16 protein-coding genes and 1 tRNA gene are annotated in these 21,064 nt (G+C 46.8%); 13 read left to right on the forward strand and 4 right to left on the reverse strand.

Annotated elements, in window-relative coordinates:
* Positions 1-128: 128 nt before the first annotated feature.
* The 8 genes from M1K58_RS09950 (at position 129) to M1K58_RS09985 (ending at position 14,052) form a co-directional block, all read left to right on the forward strand.
* Positions 129-1,817, forward strand: a complete 1,689-nt coding sequence (locus M1K58_RS09950; protein ID WP_256758668.1) for a cache domain-containing sensor histidine kinase — start codon at positions 129-131, stop codon at positions 1,815-1,817.
* Positions 1,814-3,427, forward strand: a complete 1,614-nt coding sequence (locus M1K58_RS09955; protein WP_256758669.1) for a response regulator transcription factor — start codon at positions 1,814-1,816, stop codon at positions 3,425-3,427. The genes M1K58_RS09950 and M1K58_RS09955 overlap by 4 nt, the downstream gene beginning before the upstream one ends.
* A gap of 91 nt (positions 3,428-3,518) precedes the next feature.
* Positions 3,519-4,835: an ABC transporter substrate-binding protein gene (locus tag M1K58_RS09960; protein ID WP_256758670.1), complete on the forward strand. Its 1,317-nt coding sequence runs from the start codon at positions 3,519-3,521 to the stop codon at positions 4,833-4,835.
* A 61-nt stretch (positions 4,836-4,896) separates the two neighbouring features.
* The gene (locus M1K58_RS09965) at positions 4,897-5,787 is read left to right on the forward strand and encodes a carbohydrate ABC transporter permease (protein ID WP_256758671.1); all 891 of its coding nucleotides are present in this window, start codon (positions 4,897-4,899) and stop codon (positions 5,785-5,787) included.
* Positions 5,784-6,599 carry a carbohydrate ABC transporter permease gene (locus tag M1K58_RS09970; RefSeq protein WP_256758673.1) on the forward strand — a complete coding sequence of 272 codons (816 nt, stop codon included), beginning with the start codon at positions 5,784-5,786 and terminating at the stop codon, positions 6,597-6,599. The genes M1K58_RS09965 and M1K58_RS09970 overlap by 4 nt, the downstream gene beginning before the upstream one ends.
* 5 nt (positions 6,600-6,604) lie before the next feature.
* Positions 6,605-7,630, forward strand: coding sequence for a glycoside hydrolase family protein (locus M1K58_RS09975; protein ID WP_256758674.1), 1,026 nt, complete (start codon positions 6,605-6,607; stop codon positions 7,628-7,630).
* A gap of 23 nt (positions 7,631-7,653) precedes the next feature.
* Positions 7,654-13,365: an S-layer homology domain-containing protein gene (locus M1K58_RS09980; RefSeq protein ID WP_256758675.1), complete on the forward strand. Its 5,712-nt coding sequence runs from the start codon at positions 7,654-7,656 to the stop codon at positions 13,363-13,365.
* A 171-nt stretch (positions 13,366-13,536) separates the two neighbouring features.
* Positions 13,537-14,052 carry a nuclear transport factor 2 family protein gene (locus M1K58_RS09985; protein ID WP_256758676.1) on the forward strand — a complete coding sequence of 172 codons (516 nt, stop codon included), beginning with the start codon at positions 13,537-13,539 and terminating at the stop codon, positions 14,050-14,052.
* 53 nt (positions 14,053-14,105) lie between these two features.
* Here the strand turns inward: M1K58_RS09985 and M1K58_RS09990 are convergent, their stop codons facing one another.
* Entirely contained in the window at positions 14,106-14,978 is an 873-nt protein-coding gene (locus tag M1K58_RS09990; RefSeq protein ID WP_256758677.1) for an aldose epimerase family protein, read from the reverse strand.
* Between the two features lie 474 nt (positions 14,979-15,452).
* Between M1K58_RS09990 and M1K58_RS09995 the strand changes: the two genes are divergently transcribed.
* Genes M1K58_RS09995 through M1K58_RS10010 form a run of 4 tightly spaced genes read left to right on the forward strand, consistent with a single transcriptional unit; the run spans position 15,453 to position 18,926 of the window.
* Positions 15,453-16,550 (forward strand): phosphodiester glycosidase family protein, encoded by a 1,098-nt coding sequence (locus tag M1K58_RS09995; protein WP_372339147.1) that lies wholly within the window; start codon positions 15,453-15,455, stop codon positions 16,548-16,550.
* A gap of 36 nt (positions 16,551-16,586) precedes the next feature.
* On the forward strand, positions 16,587-17,732 hold the full coding sequence (locus M1K58_RS10000) for a LacI family DNA-binding transcriptional regulator (protein WP_256758678.1): 1,146 nt from the start codon (positions 16,587-16,589) through the stop codon (positions 17,730-17,732).
* A gap of 37 nt (positions 17,733-17,769) precedes the next feature.
* On the forward strand, positions 17,770-18,225 hold the full coding sequence (locus M1K58_RS10005) for a VOC family protein (protein WP_256758680.1): 456 nt from the start codon (positions 17,770-17,772) through the stop codon (positions 18,223-18,225).
* A complete protein-coding gene (locus M1K58_RS10010) occupies positions 18,225-18,926 on the forward strand; it encodes an SDR family oxidoreductase (RefSeq protein ID WP_256758682.1) in 702 nt (233 codons plus the stop codon). Before M1K58_RS10005 ends, M1K58_RS10010 begins: the two co-directional genes overlap by 1 nt.
* Before the next feature lie 116 nt (positions 18,927-19,042).
* Here the strand turns inward: M1K58_RS10010 and M1K58_RS10015 are convergent, their stop codons facing one another.
* Genes M1K58_RS10015 through M1K58_RS10025 form a run of 3 tightly spaced genes read right to left on the reverse strand, consistent with a single transcriptional unit; the run spans position 19,043 to position 20,685 of the window.
* Positions 19,043-19,651, reverse strand: a complete 609-nt coding sequence (locus M1K58_RS10015) for a DUF3298 and DUF4163 domain-containing protein (RefSeq protein ID WP_256758683.1) — start codon at positions 19,649-19,651, stop codon at positions 19,043-19,045.
* Positions 19,652-19,707: 56 nt separating this feature from the next.
* A complete protein-coding gene (locus tag M1K58_RS10020) occupies positions 19,708-20,370 on the reverse strand; it encodes a class F sortase (RefSeq protein WP_256758685.1) in 663 nt (220 codons plus the stop codon).
* 15 nt (positions 20,371-20,385) lie between these two features.
* Positions 20,386-20,685 (reverse strand): hypothetical protein, encoded by a 300-nt coding sequence (locus tag M1K58_RS10025; protein ID WP_256758686.1) that lies wholly within the window; start codon positions 20,683-20,685, stop codon positions 20,386-20,388.
* 243 nt (positions 20,686-20,928) lie between these two features.
* Between M1K58_RS10025 and M1K58_RS10030 the strand changes: the two genes are divergently transcribed.
* Positions 20,929-21,004: transfer RNA gene (locus M1K58_RS10030), tRNA-Thr, on the forward strand.
* The last annotated feature ends 60 nt before the right edge of the window (positions 21,005-21,064 follow it).

Below are 21,064 nucleotides of genomic sequence, written 5' to 3' on the forward strand. Positions count from 1 at the left end.
TAAACAAACGAAAGCCCCGGTTCCTCAATGGAATCGAGGGCTTTTGTTTTGTAAGTTGAGGATTACAAAAGCGGCATCCGTATGTTTTAATAAGGGGGTTAAATGTTCATCATCTTAATGACCTGGCGGTGAGACTTCTGAAGATCAAAACGAAATTGCTGCTGTTGCTCTTATTCTGTACGATTCTTCCGCTCGCTGTTAACGTATTCGTCTCTTACAATTCGATTAACAATCGTCTGAAGAATGAACTGATTACCCAATACAAGTCGCAAGCTGACCGACTTAATCAGTCGTTCGAGCTGTCCATTCGGGGGATGGACAACAATATTCTGAGTATTTATCAAACAGCCGAGCTGTACAATTTCGTAACGGAAAGCCAGCACACGGGTGTAGAGACGATTGCAAAGCAGCGCCGGGTGGAGAATTTGCTCAAAATATTGACCCACTCGCTGAACGATTTCAGTAACGTGTATTTGTATTTGGACTCAAGCCATCAAATGTTCAAAGTAAACGCCAAGTATTTGGACGTGCGTAATCAATCGGTTCTTCCTGCGGAGAGTCCAGCGTGGATCGAGGAAACGAAGAAGCATGATGGCAATCTGGTCGTCGTTCGTAATTCGATTGTAGGTGCGACATCAGAACAGCCCGTTCTGTTCGTAGGCCGATCGATTCCCGACGTTATCGAGAAGAGGCAGGCTGGAGTCATTGGCATCGATCTGGGAACTACCTATTTTCAAAATATGTTGGGCAAAGACTTCATCGTGGAAAATACGGAAATCCGCGACTCAGATGGAACGGTCATCTATTCGACGGTTAAAGATCAGCTAAACGGTAGCGATCAGTTGGAGATCGTTAGCGAAGCGAATGTCTACGGTTGGACGGTCGCCACCTATTTGTCCAAGAAGACGCTTCAGGAAATTGCCTGGGCTGCGGTTAAGCCTACGGTGTTATGGGGAGTTGCTTTCCTCCTGGCAGGAATCGTGCTCTGGCTCATGTTATCCCGACAAATATCCGTACCGATTCATAGCTTGGTGCAACGGATGCGCAAGGTTGGTAAAGGGGATTTCAGCATGGCTGGGTGGACGCCAAAACGCGAACGAAAGGACGAGATTGGTTATCTCGAGCTCCAGTTTCATTCGATGGTCGTACGGATCGAGGAATTAATCAAACGAGAATACGAGTTGAAAATGAGTGAGTCCGTCGCGCAGATGAGAGCTCTGCAATCACAGATTAATCCGCATTTTCTGTACAATACGTTAACCTCGATCTATTCCGAAGCTTTGGAGGCTGGGGCGGACAACGTTTGTAAAATGGTCAAATCGCTATCCGCTATGTTCCGATACACGACAGATCATAAAGACGATATCGTGACGCTTGCTGCAGAGATTGAACATATCCGTAACTATCTTGCCATTCAGAAATATCGATTCGAGCACCGGCTGGAGTTCCGTATCGACATCCCCAAGCATCTGGAGGAGGCCCTGATACTTAAGCTAAGCCTACAGCCTATCGTGGAGAATGCCGTCGTGCATGGCGTATCGCGGAAAGGACAGGGTACGATCGTGATCTCAGCTAGGGAGGAAGACGGGCGGATGATCGTAGCGGTTACCGATACGGCGGGAATGGTCGATGAGTCCGAAGCGAGCAGGTTAACTCTTCATGTGCGGGAAAGCGGATCATTGGGAACAAGCGTGGGTCTTGCGAACGTGCATAAAAGAATACAATATTTGTTCCCCGGATCTGACGGGATTGAAATCCACGCCAGCGAGGGACAGACAAGCGTTTCGATAAGTTGGAAGGCAGGTGCGACATCATGAGAGTTCTCATTATCGAAGATGAACCGAAAGTAAGAAGGGCATTGAAGAGGCTGCTGCTTGATATCGAGCCAACAATCGAATTTATCCGTGAGGCAGAGACAGGTTTGGAAGGGTTGGCCGCTGTTCGGGAGGAAACACCCGATCTGATTCTGCTCGACATGATCATGCCGGAGATGAACGGCAACGAGCTATTGGAGCATATTCGTGCCCTCAAGCTCGAGACACCGGTCATAGTCATCAGTGGGCATAACGATTTCGGTTTCGTTAAGCATGCTCTCTCGAATGAGGCCGTCGAATATGTGCTGAAGCCCTTCGATCGGGATGATATCGAGGCGGCACTGAATAAAGCGAAGGAGCGGATGGACAAAAGCCGGTTCCAGCGCCAGACCGAAAGACTATGGGAAGAAATGAAGAAAGAGAAGTCACAGTTGCATCGCGCCTCCGTCCTGAGCAATCTATATGAAGGACGAAAGCTGACGAAGGACGAGCTAGCATTGCTGCCTGGATTTGTGAGTGGAAATTCCTGTGAGGTTCAAACGATCGTAGTTAAAAATTTCGAAAAGGTGCTGCAGGAACGATTCCACAAGGACAAGGATTTATTGGCGTACGCAATCGGAAAGCTGATCGCCGAATATGCGGAGCAGGAAGGAATTACGCTTCTGTCCGGGCCTTCTGGAAGATACGATTGGAGTCACTGGCTGATCGTTCCGGCCTCAGCCTCGTCCGCTGCTACACTGAAGGGGCTTCGAGACGTCTTCGAGAAAGTGCTTAAGCTATCTTGTATCTCGATATCAGCGGAAGAAAGCATGACGATGGCGGATTATTCCTCGACGATTGCCATGTTAGAGGATACGGCGTTCTATGCCGATCTCTATACGCTGGATCTGGACTTGCTAGTCAAGAGAAACGGTTTTGGGAGTCGAACGGTGTCTACTCCGGAATTGCAGGAGCTTGTTACCGCGTTCGTCCCGAAGGCTTGTCATCTCATCAAGCATGGGCTGGCGTTCCGTATTCGGGGGGAACTAGAGGAATTGTTCGAAACCGCGACTTCTTCCCAGTGCTTGTCGGCGATGTTCCTATTCCAAACGTGGACGATGCTCCAAACTCAAGTAGGAACGGAGTTTGGCTTCCGAGCTTATGCCGCTGGCTCCTTGGACCGCGTAGAGCCGTTTGCGATGAAGATCGCTTTCGACAAGAAGAAGGCGATGGAACTTTTCGAGGAATGTCTGAATTTCTTCATGAACGCAGCAACAAGCTCCAAGTCTGAAGGAAAGGCATCCGGGAATAGGGCGCTGGCGGTAAAGGAGTATATCGACATTTGTTATCGAGAGGAGATGTCACTTGCGGATTTGGCCGAGCGTTTCTTCATCAGTAAAGAATATCTCGCAACCCAGTTTAAACGGCAGTTCGGGGTTACAGTGATTCAATATATTCATTCTAAGCGTTTGGATATGGCTAGGCGAATGCTGGAGGAAGATGGTCTTTCTGTATCGGCTATCGCTTCGGCCGTTGGTTACGACCATTTCAGTTACTTCGATAAGTTATTTAAGAGAGAGTACGGAAGTACTCCTTCGGAGTACCGGGTATTGTTTAAAGGCAAAACACATTAATATCGTGCTAATCGATCCCTTAATATTATAGTAGGTGACCCCTTCGGAATTCCTTATAATGAGGATATTCAATTCGAGAGGGGTCATTATTTTGCGCAAAAAGAATCTGCTAGCCCTAACATCTACACTATTGTTAAGCCTTTCAATGGTGCTTGGTGGCTGCGGCAACAATGGCGGCAATAACGCTTCGCCTTCATCGGAAAGCCCGGCTTCTACTCCTGCTGGAGAAAGTGCTTCGCCAAGTGCAAGCTCTGTTGTGGGAGAGCCCGTAACGCTCACAGCTTTCCTGTTCAATATGGACAAGCGCCAGGCGCTTGAAGAAACGTTCAAGAAGTTTACCGAGCAGAACCCGAACATTACAGTCGACTTACTGGTGAACGACCAAGATTACTACACTGTGCTTAAGACGAAGATCGCATCCAACGACATGCCTGATATTGTAATGGGCGAATACGGAGATCTTCTGGAGCTTGGTCAAGCCGGACATATCCTCGACCTAGCCAGTGATGCCTACATTGGAAATTACTCGGAGCAGATTCGCTCCCAGATGAAGACGCCGGACGGCAAAATCTATGGTATCCCGCTCGACATATCTGGAATGGGGATTTTCTACAATAAAGACCTATTCAAGGAAGCGGGTATTGAGGCTTTCCCTAAGACGCAGACGGAATTGCTCGCTGCTGTCGATAAGCTTAAAGCTAAGAATATCTCGCCTTTCGGCTTGGCAGTAGCGGATGGTTGGACACTTGCTCATACGCTATTCACGACCATTGCAGGAACTACGGATGACGTCAAAGCGCTTGCTGAGAGCGCAAAAGCAGGACAGTCCATTCAATCCGATCGCCTGAAACAAGGCTTCAAAACCTTAGACACCATTTACGGAAACACCGATCCACAAGCGGCTTCGAACAACTACAACGCAAGTCTGTCGCTTCTTGCACAAGGAAAAGTGGCCATGCTTCAGCAGGGTTACTGGGCATACTCCAGCATCACGGATATAAATCCGGAAGTGAATCTCGGTTTCGGCGCTATTCCGTATAGCGACAATCCAGATGAAGCGAAGATGGGTGTTAACGTGAACGTATCCTATGCGATTACTGCCAAATCCGCGCATCAGGAAGCGGCTAAGAAGCTATTCGAATGGCTCACGACTAAAGAAGGTAACGCCATCGCTAACGAGAACATGAAACAAATTCCGGCTATCGAAGGGGTAACGGTATCTAGCAATCCAATCGCTGATGACATCCTCTCTTACGTGAACGAACAGAAGGTCGTTCCGTGGTCGCAGGTGCTGATGAACGGCTCCACTAGGGTAGAGGCGGAAGCGAACATGCAAGGATATTTCTTTAAGAAAAAAACAGTTGAAGAAGTCGTGACGGATATCGCAAAATCTTGGGCAAAAAAATAAAGATTTAGAGACAGAAGGACACCTTACAAGTGTCCTTCTACTCTTCTAGGAGTGGTTTGAAATGTCATCTGGAGCTTCATCAAAACTGAGAAAGTTCGGAATCACGCTGTCTTTCATAGGGCCGATCTGTATTTTGTATATTTGTTTTTTTGTCGTGCCACTCGGCGGCTCCTTCTTATATTCCTTCACTGACTGGGACGGTCTGCAATCTACGTTTCAGTGGGTGGGCTTCCGTAATTACACCGATATGCTCTGGAACAGCGGGGACTTCCGCGATTCCTTCTTGTTTACCTTGAAGTTTTCTGCGCTGAATATTGTGCTTGTTAACGTCTTCGGTGTGCTTCTCGCGCTGCTAGTCGATTCGAAGCTGAAATCGAAATACGCGCTCAGAGTTATCTTTTTCTCACCGAACGTGATTTCCTTGATCGTGGTCGGATTTCTATGGAAGTTTTTCTTCTCCTCCGTGCTCTATGAGATGGGGACGAAGCTAGGGTGGGATTTTCTTACCTACAGCTTCTTAGGCAATCCCGACCACATTCTGTATCCAATCGCTGGTGTATCCTTATGGTCCAGCGTCGGGCTTGCCATGGTCATCTACTTGGCTGGGCTTCAGGGCATTCCGGGTGAATTGAAAGAGGCGATGCACGTGGATGGAGCGGGAAGCTGGACACGTTTCTGGAAAATGACGCTTCCGTTACTCATGCCAGCGATTATCTCTAACGTGTTCCTAACGACGACGAATTCCTTCAAGGTGTTCGATCTCATCCTGTCGTTGACCGGTGGTGGTCCGGCGAATTCCAGCCAGAGTTTGGCGATCAACATTTATCGCGAAGCGTTCACGGCCAATTCTTACGGTTCGGGAACGGCCCGTTCAATTGTTTTCTGCTTGTTCATTGTTATCGTTATGCTTGTTCAATTCCGCGTTATGCGGAGCAAGGAGGTGAGCGCATGATCCGAAGAGGTTTTGGAGAAATCGTAGCGGTGCTTCTAGCGCTGCTGTTCCTGCTGCCAATCCTGTTCGCGCTGCTGAATTCCTTCAAGACGAACGGGGAAATGCTTCGCTCGTTCGTATCCTGGCCGGAAACATGGCAATTCGGCAATTACAAGCAGGTGTGGAAGGACATGCACTATCCTCGCGCCCTCTGGAATACCGTTCTCGTTACGTTGTTTGGAGTCGGATTTACTCTGTTGTTCAGTGCAATGGCGGCTTACCGGATTTCGCGGATGAAGGGCTCGCGTGGCTTCTGGTTGCTCATGTTCTTCACGCTGTCGATGATGGTACCTTTCCAGACGATCATGATTCCGCTCGTCAAGCTGGCTTCCGAACTGAATCTGATGAATTCGAGATTCGGGCTCGTACTCATGATTATTGCGTTATTCTCACCATTTACAATCTTCCTCTATCGGGGCTTCATGACCCAGCTTCCGGCTGAGTTGGAGGAAGCGGCGAGAATCGACGGAGCGAATGTCTATCAAACTTTCTTTCGTATTATCGTTCCGTTGCTGCTGCCTGTCACCGCGACTGCCGCGGTATTGAACGTGCTATGGGTATGGAATGACTTCATCCTCTCTTTCCTTATGCTTCAACGGGAAGAAGTGATGACTTTGCAATTGACCGTTTACCGTTATTTCGGAACATACAGCCAGCAATGGAATCTTGCGCTGGTATCGCTCATTCTTGCCGCGATCCCCGTGCTCATTATTTATCTCATGCTGCAAAAATATATCATAAAAGGTGTCGCTGCAGGCGCAGTGAAAGGGTGAGCGGAATGAAATTGGATGAAGAAGCATTACTAGCGCAATGGAGTACTTCTAATAGAAGAGAAACACCGGCATTGGTCGGCTCCGGGATCGGAGAGAGCTATGATTCACAAGGCGTTGATTGTCCGTTCGTCTTCCGGCACAACGACCAATTTTACATGATGCATGTCGGGTTCGACGGTATCGGCTATCAGACGGCATTGGCTATAAGCGACAATCTGCTGGAATGGCGGCATGAAGCCGTCATTCTGTCTCGTCTGGAAAATTCGGATCGGTGGGATCGAGTCGGGGCGGCGGGCTCTTGGATCTTATTGGAGTCGAACGATATTCGAGAGGTGCCAACTCTCCGCAAGCTGGACGGGCGGTACTGGATGATCTATCACTCGTATCCGGGTGAAGGCTATGAAGCAGGGGGCGCCGTTATGGGGCTGGCTTGGACGACGGACGAATCGTTACGGACGTGGCACCGCCTTGAACAACCGGTTTTCACTTATGAGAACGGCGGGGAGTGGGAGAAGGAAGGTCTGTATAAGTGCTGTTTACTAGAGCATGAGGGTAAGTACTGGATGTTCTATAATGCGAAAGGCTCTAGCGTATGGCCATGGAAGGAAGAAACAGGCGTCGCGACATCGACTGATTTGATTCAATGGGAACGGTATGCCGGCAATCCGATCATGCCATTCGAAGAAGGGACGTTCTACAGTCAATTCTACAGCGACCCTTGTATTCGTTATGACGGTGAGCGCTGGCTGAACTTCGGTTTCGGATTAGATGGGACGCATGCTCAGGGTTTATTATCCGTTTCGGAAGACTTGCTACATTGGGTGACGCTGGACAAACCATTGCTCCCGCATGGCGGATCGGGCGATCTGGACGAGATTCATGCACACAAATCCTCGGTCGTAATGTGGAACGGAACTCTTTATCATTTCTATTGCGCTTGTCGTCCTTGGCGCGAAGGCGATCCGACGATCGTTGAGGTGTTCGAAGGACAGGATGAGTTCAGATGTATTGCGGTGGCGATGAATAATTAACCAATTTACAGGAGGATATTGAGATGAGAAGATTCAAAAAACCGTTTATATGGATGCTTGCTTCATTACTTATATATACATCGCTTCCCGTCTCCTCCGTTGCTCAAGCGGAGGAAATAAGTCGTTCTGCAAACATTGTTCACGACACAGATAATCATACAGTTGGGATTTCCAATGATCAACTTTCTATGCAATTTGATTATGACCATAAGTTAGTCATCAGCTCAATGAAGATGGGAGGAACGGTGGAGGTCATTGACGCGGATGGGGTTTCCGGCTCAGGGATCAATACCGGCACTGCCGCGAATCCAAATGTAAGCGCATCATTTTCTTTCGTGCATTCTCTGGATGGCGTATTACGGCTGAACGATGGCATAATTTCCTATACGGATGTCCCGCGGAATCGTTGGACCAGCTATCGGGCGGGGAGCAATTGGGTCACATCAGATTGGGTCGAATATGATTTCGGGTCCATTCGTAAGATGGATTCGGCCAAGCTCTATTTCTGGGCTGATGGCGGAGGAGTGAAAGCTCCTCAAAGCTATGCGATTCAATACTGGAACGGTACTTCATGGGTTGCAGCCGTGAATCAAGTGAAGAGTCCCGCTGTCCCTGCAGGCAATGCGGTAAATACAGTAGTGTTTGATTCAATCAACACGTCGAAGATACGATTTATGCTTCAGCATCAATCTAAATCCTATTCCGGCGCAACTGAAATTCAGGTTTACAATGGCGCCGTCGATATATCCACGATATCAAGTGGAGCCGATGATCCGAGGGGCTGGGAGGGAACACAACAATTAGCGGCTTCGCCTACAGTAAATATTGTCGGTAATCAAGTGGTGTTCAGCGATATTGTTTATTCTAGCGATAATAAAGTGGTTCGTGAAACTTGGACCATCAACGTTGAAGCTGACGATATTCGGTTGCAGCTAGACAGAGCGTATGAGGACAGCTTGACGATGATGAACCAGCGGTCGCTGTCATTCGCTTTTCAGAAAACGGCATTTGATGTTGTGCAGAGGACAGAAGATGGTGGTTCCTTCATCCTGCTCGATCATAACCGAAATATAGCCAATAGATTCTTGTCCGGAGTCCGGATTGGTCATGCTCTAAATCAGCTACGTTACCCCAACACGAAGTATTCTTTTTACACTACGGATATGGATTTTATCGATAAGCTGAACGAGAAGACTCTGAGTATATCGATGACCTCTAACCGTAATACTGCGACCAAGATCTGGCGTCCTACCGTGGGTAGCAGATCGCTAATCGTTGAACATAAGCTGAATAAGGATGACTTTTCGTTTCCGAAAGGTACTATCCTGCCCATATATGTATACACCAATGAAGACTTCAACCCCGTTCAGGCAGATGCCGGTCAATTGGATCAAGTGGTATATTCCTTCAAGGCCGCAAATGACACGGACAAATATTATGATCTTGGATCAATTCCAGAAGGTTCCGGTCTGGACGAAAATATGCTCGCTCAGTATATGCAGGATTTCGGAAGATCTAATGTAATCGATAAGAATGTCGGAATGGCGGATACAGATGTGAACGGCATGGGTCCATATGAAACCTGGTGGTATACTGTCAATGCCATTGGAACCCAAGGAGCAGGGAATAGTGCGAACCTAGAGACGTTGAAAAATTTTGTGAGAGTTGTCAGGGATACGAATTATGAGGCTTTGGGAACAGGGAAATTATACGCGCGGATTTATGATCAGTCCCCATGGATTCATAGCTATTTGCTTGATACTTATGGTCAATTCATTGCAGGAATCGTCAATATTTATAATTTGACAGGTGATGAGGAATGGCTGAATGAAGTAACCGATATGACCAGAAATATATTGGGCTGGGTACTTGATGATGCCAGGGACTTAAATAAGAACGGCATAATCGAAGGATTCGAGCAGAATGATTCCGGAAATGATTGGAATGACTCGGTGTTTATTAGTAAGGTTGGTATGGAAAATGCATACGCCAACATTATGCTCTATAAGGGGTTAAAGGATTGGGCTGAAATTGAAGAAAAAGTGCTAGGAGATAAAGTTCGCTCTAATCAATACAGAAGCAGGGCGGCATTGATCAAGGAAACCTTAAATAAAGATGTATCGGACGGTGGCTTCTGGTCTCCGGCGACCCAATCTTTTGTGTACTGGAGAGACATCAACGGTAACGCTCACGATGATATCAGTCATATCTTTACGAACGCTTACCCCATTATCTTCGGAATGGTTGATGACCAGCGTGCACAGAACATCATGAACGGGTATACGGAGTTTATGCAAGCAAACAACCTGGAGATTTTTCCAACCCAAAGGAAAGCTTGGGAGTCAGCCCGTGACCCATGGAAGTCCTTTATTAATGGTGGAATCTTCCTGCAGATGACATATGACATGATGGGGGCATATGCGAAGATTGGCGACACTCAGAAGCCTTTGGCTATGTTAAAAAGAGCCGTGCAGGAATATGCCGTTGACGGGATGTGGGACGGAAGCTGGTATCGTTGGGATATGAACGGCGGCATTATCAAGCATGAAGCTTGGATGAGCTCGAATGTAAGGCCTGCTTCCGGATTTTATAATTTCATTATCGGCCTCAAGCCTCAATACAATCGATTGGTACTTGATCCGATGCTCGATCCGTCTTTGAACGGTGTCACAGTGAATTATAACTGGAGAGATCATCCTCTAGTCGTTACCTTGCACGATCAAAATACACGGGAAATCGTAACAAACGAAGCTGTACCTGTGGAAGTAGTATGGAGTCAGCTACAACATAACAAAGCCTACAAAATCGTGTACAGGGATCAGATCAGTGGTCATGAGGAAGTCAATTATGTGACTAGCAGCAAGGATGGACAAGCCAGTTATTTTATTCATTCGAGCGGTAGACATCTTGTTACATTGACAGAGGCAGAGCCTGAATTGTATATCATTCAATTTAATGATATTAAAGGTACGAATGAGGACGAAGACAAGGTTATAAGCAATCTTAATCTTCCGTCAACGGGACCTGGAGGCGAGACGATTGCATGGAGATCTTCCCGTCCCGATGTGATCAATAGCGAGGGTGTGGTGTCGAAGCCTTCAACCGGACCGAATCAATCTGTGAGGTTAACCGCGGTGATTACGGTCGGTAATCATTCGTATGAGGTGTCGTTCGATCTGATTGTTCTTGCCAAAGCCAATCAGAATACAGGTTTAACTTCAGGCCTGTATACCGTTAACGATTCTGAGAGAACGATTCGACAGGTTGAAGCGAATACATCGATTCGTTCGTTCATTCAGCATCTTCAACCGGCTGCTGGTGCAACCGTCCGAGTGTATGGCAGCGACGGCATAACGGAAGTTACTCAAGGACGAGTGGCTTCCGGAATGAAGGCGGTTGTGACGGCGGAAGATGACACGACCCGAAAGGGATATACCATTTTCATCAAGCGTCATTCGAACCTGGCGTACAATCCGACAGCCGAAGAAGCAAACCCTACAGGATACCCAGTTGCCAGCGCTTCGTACACAGCTGTGCATTTGAGTCTTCCTAATGCATGGAAGACAATTGATGGAATTATCTCTTACACGGATTTTCCACATAATCGCTGGCACAACTACAAGGGAACCCTTCCTGCTCAACCAGGTGTGGAGTGGCTGCAATATGACTTCGGTGAAAGTAAGATGGTGGATAAGGCGAGTCTTTATTTATTCAAAGATAGTGGGGCAGATGCATTGCCGTCATCCATCGTGGTCAAGTATTTCGACGGTGGGAATTGGATTGCAGTCGAGAATCCAGTAAGTTCTCCTGATGGATTTACTGTAGGAATGAATGAAATTACGTTCAATCCAGTGAATACATCGCGAATACGCATAGAGTTGGGATATAAGGCTGGTACGGTTATAGCCGTGACCGAGACGCAATTCTATGGTCCGAGTTCAGATACGACACTGGCTTCAGGAATTTACGAGGTCGACAGCGGAGCGGGATCCGTAAGCAAGGTCGTATACGGTACTGAGGTGCAGCAATTCGCAAGTCGATTAACTGTTGTGGAGGGAGCGGTATTCGGGGTTTATGAGAGTGACGGAACGACGCCAGCAACGTCAGGTAGCGTTCAACCGGGTATGATTGTTGTCGTGACGTCGGAAAGCGGAGCGTCTAAGGTGTATTCGATTGACGTTCAAGTTCTTCCTACGTGGGCTAGTGGAGCAATTGTAGCCGATCGCGTAACTTCTGATTCCGTGCAGCTTCGGTGGTCGGGAGCAAATGATCCGATAACGCAATATAAGATTTACCAGAACGGAGCTGAGCTCTCGTCCGTGACAGGATCCGTTTACGCATATGAAGCTACCGGTTTATCCGCTGCGACCTTGTATTCGTTTAAGGTGGAAGCGGGTAACTCCTCCGGTGCCTGGAGCATAGATGGACCGACAGTTACGGTAACGACACTTGCTAAGGACAATGGAAGCAATGGGAACGAAGGCAATAACGGAAACGAAGGTAATAACGGCAACGAGGGCAACAACGGAAACAATGGAAACAACGGAAACAACGGAAACAACGGAAACAACGGAAACAACACGAATAACGGCAACAACAGCAACGTGAATAGCGGAAACAGTGGAAATCCCCCCGCCATCGCTGAGAAGCCGAAAGTGACCGTGCGAGATGGAATCGCAATTGTCCAGATTACGGAGGGTCACAACTCTGTCGAAATCTCCAACAGTCAATTGGGTGAGCTTGCTCTTCGGGTAGAATTTGGTCATGCGACGGTTAACGTAGATCGCGTCACATTGGATGCTCTGACATCCGGCTTGGGTGCAGGACGCGATGCGTTATTACATTTGAGCGTTGAGCCCGTTAGAGGTAACACGCTCGGGAAGTCACCGTTAGTCGGCGGAGGAACCGCTAACGTTCGCTTGGTCGGCACCATATATGACGTTCGTTTATCTTTGAATAATGGCGATCAGGAAGTGGATTGGCAAGGACCCGAAGGCGTGCAAATTGCCCTCCCGTATGTGGCTGCTTCAGCCGATGCAGACTTACTGGGCATGTACTATTTCAACGAAGCGTTGGGGAAATGGGAATATGTCAGAGGAACGGTGGATACCGCCTCCAATACAGTGAAGGCGGAGGCAAATCGGCCCGGCAAATACGCCATTCTGGAGGTTGACAGAATTTTCGCTGATATTCCGGCGAACCATTGGGTTGCGCGAGCATTGAAGGTGCTGGCGGCTAAAGGCATCGTTACTGGTATAAGCGAAACGGAGTTTATGCCGGACAAGCCGACCACAAGAGCGGAGTTTACGGCTCTATTGGTTAGAGCCCTTGGACTGAAGGGGCATGGTACAACGAAATTCCGAGACGTTCCCGAGAATGCCTGGTATGCGACCGATATTGCGGCGGCATTCATGGCGGGTTTGATTAACGGATTATCGGAGGCAGAGTTCGATCCGGACGCGATCATTACCCGCGAGCAAATGGCCGTATTGTTGATGAGGGCTTACGAGTACGTAACCAATGGTCAAAAAGAATGGAACGGCTCGCCGCTAAAATACAAGGATGCCGATCAAATCTCGGCTTGGGCAAATTCCGCGGTTGGGAAAGCAACGGAGATCGGGCTGGTTCAAGGTCAATCTGACGGCAGATTCGCAGCTCAATCGAAGGCGATTCGAGCCGAAACGGCTCAAGCGATTATGAATCTGCTTGAACTTCTGAAATCTATAATGAAATAACATGTTAGCCATATAGCCGCACAAAAATAAAGAGCCGTCAGGGTAACTGCACTTCAGCTTGAAGTTACCTCTGACGGTTTTTCTCAACATTAGATGGAATATATTCCTAGATCAATAGAGATATAATGGTATAATGAGTGAATTATACCATGGGACAGGTGATTATCGAGGATGAATCGCTTAACAGAAGAGGCTGCGGCTTCACAGCAGGTACACCAATCGGAAGATGATCCCTTCGCAGGATTTCCACCTGTAAGAACATTTAGGCTACCGCAAACCGCAAAAATCATCATTCTATTGGCATTAGCAGCGGGGGGTATTGTGTATCTCATCATGAAGTTCGTGGGTGATGCGGACCCTCAGTCTACTCCAGTGAGAGCTGTTGAGGGCTTCATGAAAGCAGCTCAAAAAAAAGACGCGGATAAAATGTTCAAATTTGTGTTGATAGAGCCGAGCGATCTACCTGATGGCCAGGACAAGGAAAGCCTAATCGAGGGACAAAGGAAGAGCTTCGAGCAGAATGAAGTCAACATTAACGACTATAAGATTGAAGAAGTCGAGGAAACTGGGAATATGGCAAAGGTAAGCGTCTCAATAGAATTAATGATTCAAGAAGAGAAGCAAACAGGACAACATGATTACAACTTAACGAAGATAGACGGCAAGTGGTTCATTAAAATGAACTAAACATGCGAAAGCCCTCGACACCACTTCAAAGTGGGAATCGAGGGTTTTCTTTTTTATACAAGCGCGATGTTCAACTGTAGATCCAATGTCTCTCCAGGGGCAACCATAAGCAGCTCCTTCTTGTCGTTCAACGCTTCATTTAATGCGGTCCAAGGCTCAACGCAGACGAATGGCTTTCCTTCTACAGACCACAGAACCGCGTAGCGGAATTGTTCGCTGTAGGTCAGTTGGACGCTACGGCGTTGTGACAAGGGGAAGGTAATTTCTGGTTTACTTGCATCAAGCAGTGCGAAGGACTCCACCTTTCCTTCAAGTTGCAAGGAACCATCGAAGGGCTTGACCTGCTTATCGTTATAGTCCAGCATTTTCGTGGCATCTGTACCATAGATAAGATTCTTACCTTCCGTTGCAAAATAGGGATGGAAGCCGGATACCATCGGCATCGCTTGCTCGGAGTGATTCATATATTGCTGTTCAATCGAGAGGATGCCATCCTTGAGGCGATAAGTAAATCGAAGCTCAAACGCAAATGGATAGACTGCTAAAGTCTCAGCATTGCTGTGTAGGGAGAGGGTTATGGAGGCAGAGTCCTCCGTGTTCGTGGCAACAACTTCCCATGGGAAGATACGCGCTACCCCATGATTTTTCATCTGATATGTATGGTCATTCCATTCATATTCCCCGTTGACTAACTGCCCAGCGATTGGGAACAATATGGGGATTCCGCCACGAATGTTCGCTTGTGGATTGAGGAATGTTTCCCGATCCAGGTACAACAACTCTGTTCCTTGCAGTCTACAGCTCGTAACAATTCCCCCACGTTCAGGACAGATGACAACTGCAGAATCCGTATTTGCTTCCTTTAGTACATATAGCGGGAATCCATCAGTCTGTTGGTCAATGTGATAGTTTGGATGAGTAGTCAATGGGAATTCCTCCAGCATCTAATTATTCGTTTGCACTATTATACCAATAATCATTGCGAGAAATAACTGCATCTCTTGGAATAAACAAAAGTCGCTCCACACTCGGGCGACTTTTAATGTTGTGTAGGTTAATGTTTTAAATCATCATTCCCTGGGAAATGGTGTCGAATGCTGCTTGTTTTTTAGCTTCGTTTTTCTTTGCTTCCTTCACAGCAGCAGAAGAGGGGTGTAATCCCACATGTCTATCTGATAGACTGAGAGTTCTATCGTTTCTGAAGAGGGTTCGGTTTCTTCACTCTCGGCGCTTACGGGGATAATACCGACAAAATTAAGTGATAAGCAACAACATACACCTCTATCTCGTATAAAGGGGGTATGTAAAAAAAGCTACAAAGGAGAGTGGACGCCATATCGTCATTACCGCCTAGAGGTTCAACAGCGGCGTCGACATTAAATCAGAATCCTTCACCAAGGATTTCATCTCGTAAAAATAAACCTCCGCGCAAGCAAAGATCGTCTATATGGAAATTATTCAAGATCTTTGTCGTGACGGGATTTACGATTGCGGTATTGTTCTCTGGCTGGTTTTTCTTAACTCCATCGGGCAATGAATATCGCTTTATGCTTGCGGATTCATTAATTACGACTCAGCATCGGGAATGGGCCAAATATATTATTGGAGAGAAAGCTTTACGAGAACGTGTTGGTCTTTATGTAAAGCAGTTCGAAGAGATGGGGGAAGAACGTGATACGCATACGATTCCAGCGGAGCCTGAACAAGGCGGCGTGGTCGTAGATGAGCCGGAGAAGCCTATTTCAATTGAGGAAATCGATGGAGAAGGCTATCACGGGTACCTACTTACGGTACAAGATCCGAAGTCAATACGGCTTGTTGTCCCTAACAAGAGAGGGCGGGGCGAGAAGGTTTCTAGTATGGTGAAGCGGACCGGCGCGATTGCGGGTGTGAATGCAGGCGGATTCTCAGATCCAAATTGGCGAGGAAACGGATTTAAGCCGATTGGATTGGTTATTAGTGGCGGGAAAATTTTCTACAATGGCCTAGGAAGCAAAAATAGTGTGCAAATCGTCGGTATTGATAAGGATGGCAAAATGCTAGCGGGTAAATACTCTGTGGATGAGCTCATTGAACTTGGTGTCTCTGAGGCGGTAAGCTTTTCTCCGCGTATAATCGTGAACGGTAAGGGGCTTATTCCGAATCGTTCACAGGGCTGGGGAATAGCTCCAAGAACGGTCATGGGGCAGCGTGAAGACGGAGCAATCCTGTTCTTGATGATCGATGGACGTCAGCCTGGATATAGTATAGGTGCAACTTTATATGATGCGCAGGAAATATTGCTGGCGCATGATGTCGTTATCGCGGCTAATCTGGATGGGGGCTCCTCTACCGTGTTAGTCACGGAAAATGGGGAGATCGTGAATAAACCTTCCTCCTCTTCGGGAGAAAGATATTTGCCAACGGCATTTCTCGTATTTGAAAATCCAGATACGATTGAAATCCCGAATATCTGGGCGGGCTTGAAGCCATCGGATATCGATGCGGGAAAATGGTAAGGAAAATCATATGAGAATAGGAAGCCCCAGACCCACATGAAACGATGGGTTTGGGGTTTTGATATCGTTTTCCAAGTGATTGACGCGTCACAATACATCGTTTACGATAGATTTGAATGCGCGTTCAGGAATGAGGGTGAGGGCTTGAAGAGTGTAATCAACTCCTTGGAAATTGCCAAGCTCGCTGGAGTGTCGCGAAGCACGGTTAGTCGGGTCATTAACAACTACTCCAATGTTCCGCCGGAAACCCGTGACAAGGTTCTAAGAGTCATTGAACAATATCGCTATGTCCCGAATGCTTCGGCACAAGTGCTAGCAGGCAAGAAGACGAAGACGATTGGATTGTTCATGATCGAGGCGGGTCATGTATCTAGTGATATCCTGTCGAACATGCTTATTGTCAGTGTGATTGAAAATGCTTCTTCACAGGGCTACTATACGTTAACCCACATTATTAGGGATGCAGAGGATGCGGATAGCATTCGGGGAGTAAAGGATATTTTTTATCAGCGTCGGATTGATGGTGGAATATTTATCGGGGCGGCTAATGATGAGCCGTTCATCGAGGAACTGATCGCGGAAGGTTACTTTGTCGCGGTCGTTGATCAGAGGCTGTCTGGACGTCACGAACGGAACCGGATCGTGGCTAATTACGATAATCACAGCGGCATGCATCAAGCGGTGGAGCACTTGGTGAACTTGAAGCATCAGGAAATCGGACTCATTGGAGGGGATATGAAGAGGTATGCTGGGCCTTCTAAGCTTGAGGGCTTCTACGCGGCGATGAAGACGAACGATGTGGAGATACAGATGAGATGGATATTGCCCGGCGGGTTCAGCGAAGAGTCCGGTTATGCTGCGATAAAGGAGTTTATGAAGAAGGGTGAAAATCTCCCAACGGCCATGATTATGGCCAATGATAGTGTGGCTTTTGGTGCGATACGGGCTCTGCAGGAGCATGGGATTAACGTTCCGAGTGACCTTTCGGTGATTGGATTTGACGATCATGCTCTTAGCTCGCGTTATCAGCCCGCATTGACGACCTTGAGAATAGATTTTCGCGAGATGATGGAGCAATTAACGACTTCTTTGATCGAACATATTGAACAACGAGTAACTGAGTTTACCGAGTTTACGGTGGATATGCAAATGATAGCTCGCGATTCCAGTATGGAAATCTAATCTAATTTGATCTAGATCGAAGAGGAGACTGCTACTCATGACTAATAACGTGCTGGGCAATAACGTCATTACGCAAATCGGACTTCTAGTTCACGATATTGAGCAAACATCACAAACCTACGCCGAGTTCTTCGGGGTCGAGAAGCCGACCTGGTTCTGGACGGACACGGTTGATATCGCGCAGACGGAATATCGAGGAGCGCGATCAGAGGCGCGTGCGAAGCTTGCTTTCTTCGATATGGGCTCGCTCCAGCTGGAGCTTATAGAGCCTGATCATAATCCAAGCACCTGGAGAGAATCGTTAGATCAGAATGGTGAGGGGTTTCACCATATTGCCTTTGTTATCGATGGGATGAAGGACAAGATTGCATTGTTAGAAGCCAAAGGGATGTCTTTATTGCAAAAGGGTGAATATACAGGCGGACGTTACGCTTATATGGATACCTTCAGTCAGTTGAAAGTACTTGTCGAGCTGCTGGAGAACGATAAATAATGAACATACTCATAACTGGTGCAGGAAGAGGTCTGGGCTTCCAATTGACGAAGCTAGCGGTCGAGCGAGGACATCATGTTGTGGCCTGTGTTCGTGATGGTGCCGATGCATCGGCGGGTTTATTATCACTCGCATCCGAATACGGTGATCAGGTTCATATCGAACGGATGAACGTAACCGTGGAGGAGGAAGCTGCACGGCTAGCAGTTAAGCTGAAGAATGACGATGTGAAGCTGGATAGTATCATTAATAATGCAGGAATTCTTTTGGGTAGAGAGCATAAGTTAGCGACGCTTCCTATGGCTTATATGAAAACAACGTTTGAGGTTAACCTATATGGTCCTATGAACGTAATTAAACATATGGGATCTTTATTAGCGGACAATTCCGGTGCAGCTATCATTAATATTTCCTCCGAGGCAGGAAGTGTGGCTTTATCGTACGGAGGCGATTATCCGTATGCAATGTCTAAGAATGCATTAAATATGTTGACTAAAATGGTGGGTTCAGAGTTTCAGTCGCGCGGAATTCGAGTGCTTGCGGTCCATCCTGGCTGGATAAGGACGGATATGGGTGGCGATAAAGCACCGCTTTCTGCGGATGTGAGTGCGAATGGAATTCTGGATTTGCTGGAGAGAAAAACAAGGATAGCTGAGGAGTTGTACTTCGTCGATCATACAGGCCGTTCGATGCCGATTTAGATTGTATGGGCAGCTGCTTGTCATATTCAACGAGCTAGTTATATGAGTGGAGGCTGAATCAGGAGGTCTGTAAAGACTTTCCGATTCAGCCTCTCATTTATACCTCGAGAACTCCTCTAATACATTAATACACCCAAAGGCCCATCCTCATCGATAATATCCTGAATTTCGAATACCGAAATCGGGAAGTATGGGAATCCCCAAACGTAAGGAACGATAGCATATAACGGGAAATAGATGACTAACGATTTGTCGGCAACATAGAAGTCTTGGTCGGGTGTAATGCCTGGATAATCGACGAGGAGAGGAAGCTGTCGAGCTTTAATCTGGGCTTGGATAATGGTATTTAGTCGTTTCTCATAGTTACTGTTCGGTTTAAATAGTTGACCGAGAGTATAGCTGCGCCCAGTGTTCGCATCGAAGGTTAAGGACTTCTGAAGCGTGTTTCCGTGAGCGCCTCCTGTGAAATTATAGTTCAGAAGAGAGAGGCTCAGCACACCTCTTTGATTATTTTTAATTTCGAACGTACCATCCATCTGCTGAATATCTTTGCTAGGAAAGCCTTGCTCCTTGAGTATTTCTTGATTGGCGGAAGCGATTGCCTTGTTCATAGCTTCCTGAGCTGCAGACGTGGTTCCTCCATTAACGTATGGAACGTTAATTTTGACGTTTTTGGCGGTCATTGTCCGAACCCGGATCGGGAGCATTAAAGTTTGACCGTTCATTCTCATTCCCCTTTACTGATGGGCTGCTGTCTTGCCAGCTTATGCAGTGAAAGGGATTACGGTGAAACTCGCCTTGTGAAGACGACAAGCCTTGCTTCATGCTCACGTTTGGATCTACTGTATTTTCCCGCGCATGTAATGAGATTTAATCGAGGTTCGTTCATGGGACCAAATATTCTATTTATAGGAGCCTCAGACGTTTTGAAAATCTCGATCGACTCCACAATAAATTCAATCGAGCGCTCCTTATCGTTTTTGATGAATACAGGATCGCCCTTTTTTAGATTTTTTAAATGATAAAATATAGCTTTGCCGTTATACGTATCTACATGCCCATCCATTACTGCATTTCCAACAGCCCCCGGCAGTATTCCACTGGATAAATAACCTACTTTATCAGTGCTCTTGGGAACTCCCATTTGACCCGTACTAGACACATCAACGGGCTCGATTCCTGCATGAACTCCAATGGTCGGAATAAATAGTCGAGAGGGAATAATTCCATCTACAGAGTATTTTTTCTCGACAACTGGATAAATAGGTGGAACTGCTGGTGTTATGATTACCTTTTCAGCTTTCTTGAGTACTTCAGGTGGTGCTTTCTGTGCAATCTTACTTGAATTGGAACAATTGGTGGCACTAATAAGAAACATAATTGTAATAACAAGCAATAGCGACTTTTTCATAAGTAATAAAGAAAAAGAGGAGAGAAACATCATCCCCTCTTACGCTCCTTATTTAGTTTGTTCGCTTGCGCCACCAAAGCCGGTTTTTGGCATTTCACTTATATCCTTAGCTTTCAAGCTTTTGGCATGCAGACTTTTGGCGTGAAGACTTTTTGCATGAAGCTTATGGCTTTTAGCTTTTGAGTGCATTTTTTTCTTCTCGTGCATCTTTTTGTCTTTCTCATGGACTTTCTTCATATGAACCTTATGCTCGTGCTTTTTTTCAATTACGGGAACAGCTGCGAAAGCCGCCGAACTTGCTGAGAATAACATACAAGCAGCTACAATTGTGACAACAGCCTTCTTCATTGGATTGCCTCCTGATATGTTTAGTGTGGGTGCTTGTTGAACTCCCCTTGTCATTATGTCCGTCCGCTTTGTAAACATTAGAGTAAATTTAATCCACCACATTTGCGTACAGTAATTAGGGCTGACTTCATTTCAAATATTGCGCAGTATTAACCTTAGTATTATTTTTATAAATAAAATGAAAATAAGTGTTGCAATCATTATGTGAACGTGATATTATATTTTTTGTTAGCCCATAAATACGCCGACTTAGCTCAACTGGTAGAGCAACTGACTTGTAATCAGTAGGTTGGGGGTTCAAGTCCTCTAGTCGGCACCATTTATTTTCAAAAACAACTAACCAATCCTCATTCAGCTGTAATAGCTGGATGGGGATTTT

The organism is Cohnella sp. WQ 127256, from assembly GCF_024519285.1.
In the GTDB taxonomy this organism is placed as follows: domain Bacteria; phylum Bacillota; class Bacilli; order Paenibacillales; family Paenibacillaceae; genus Cohnella.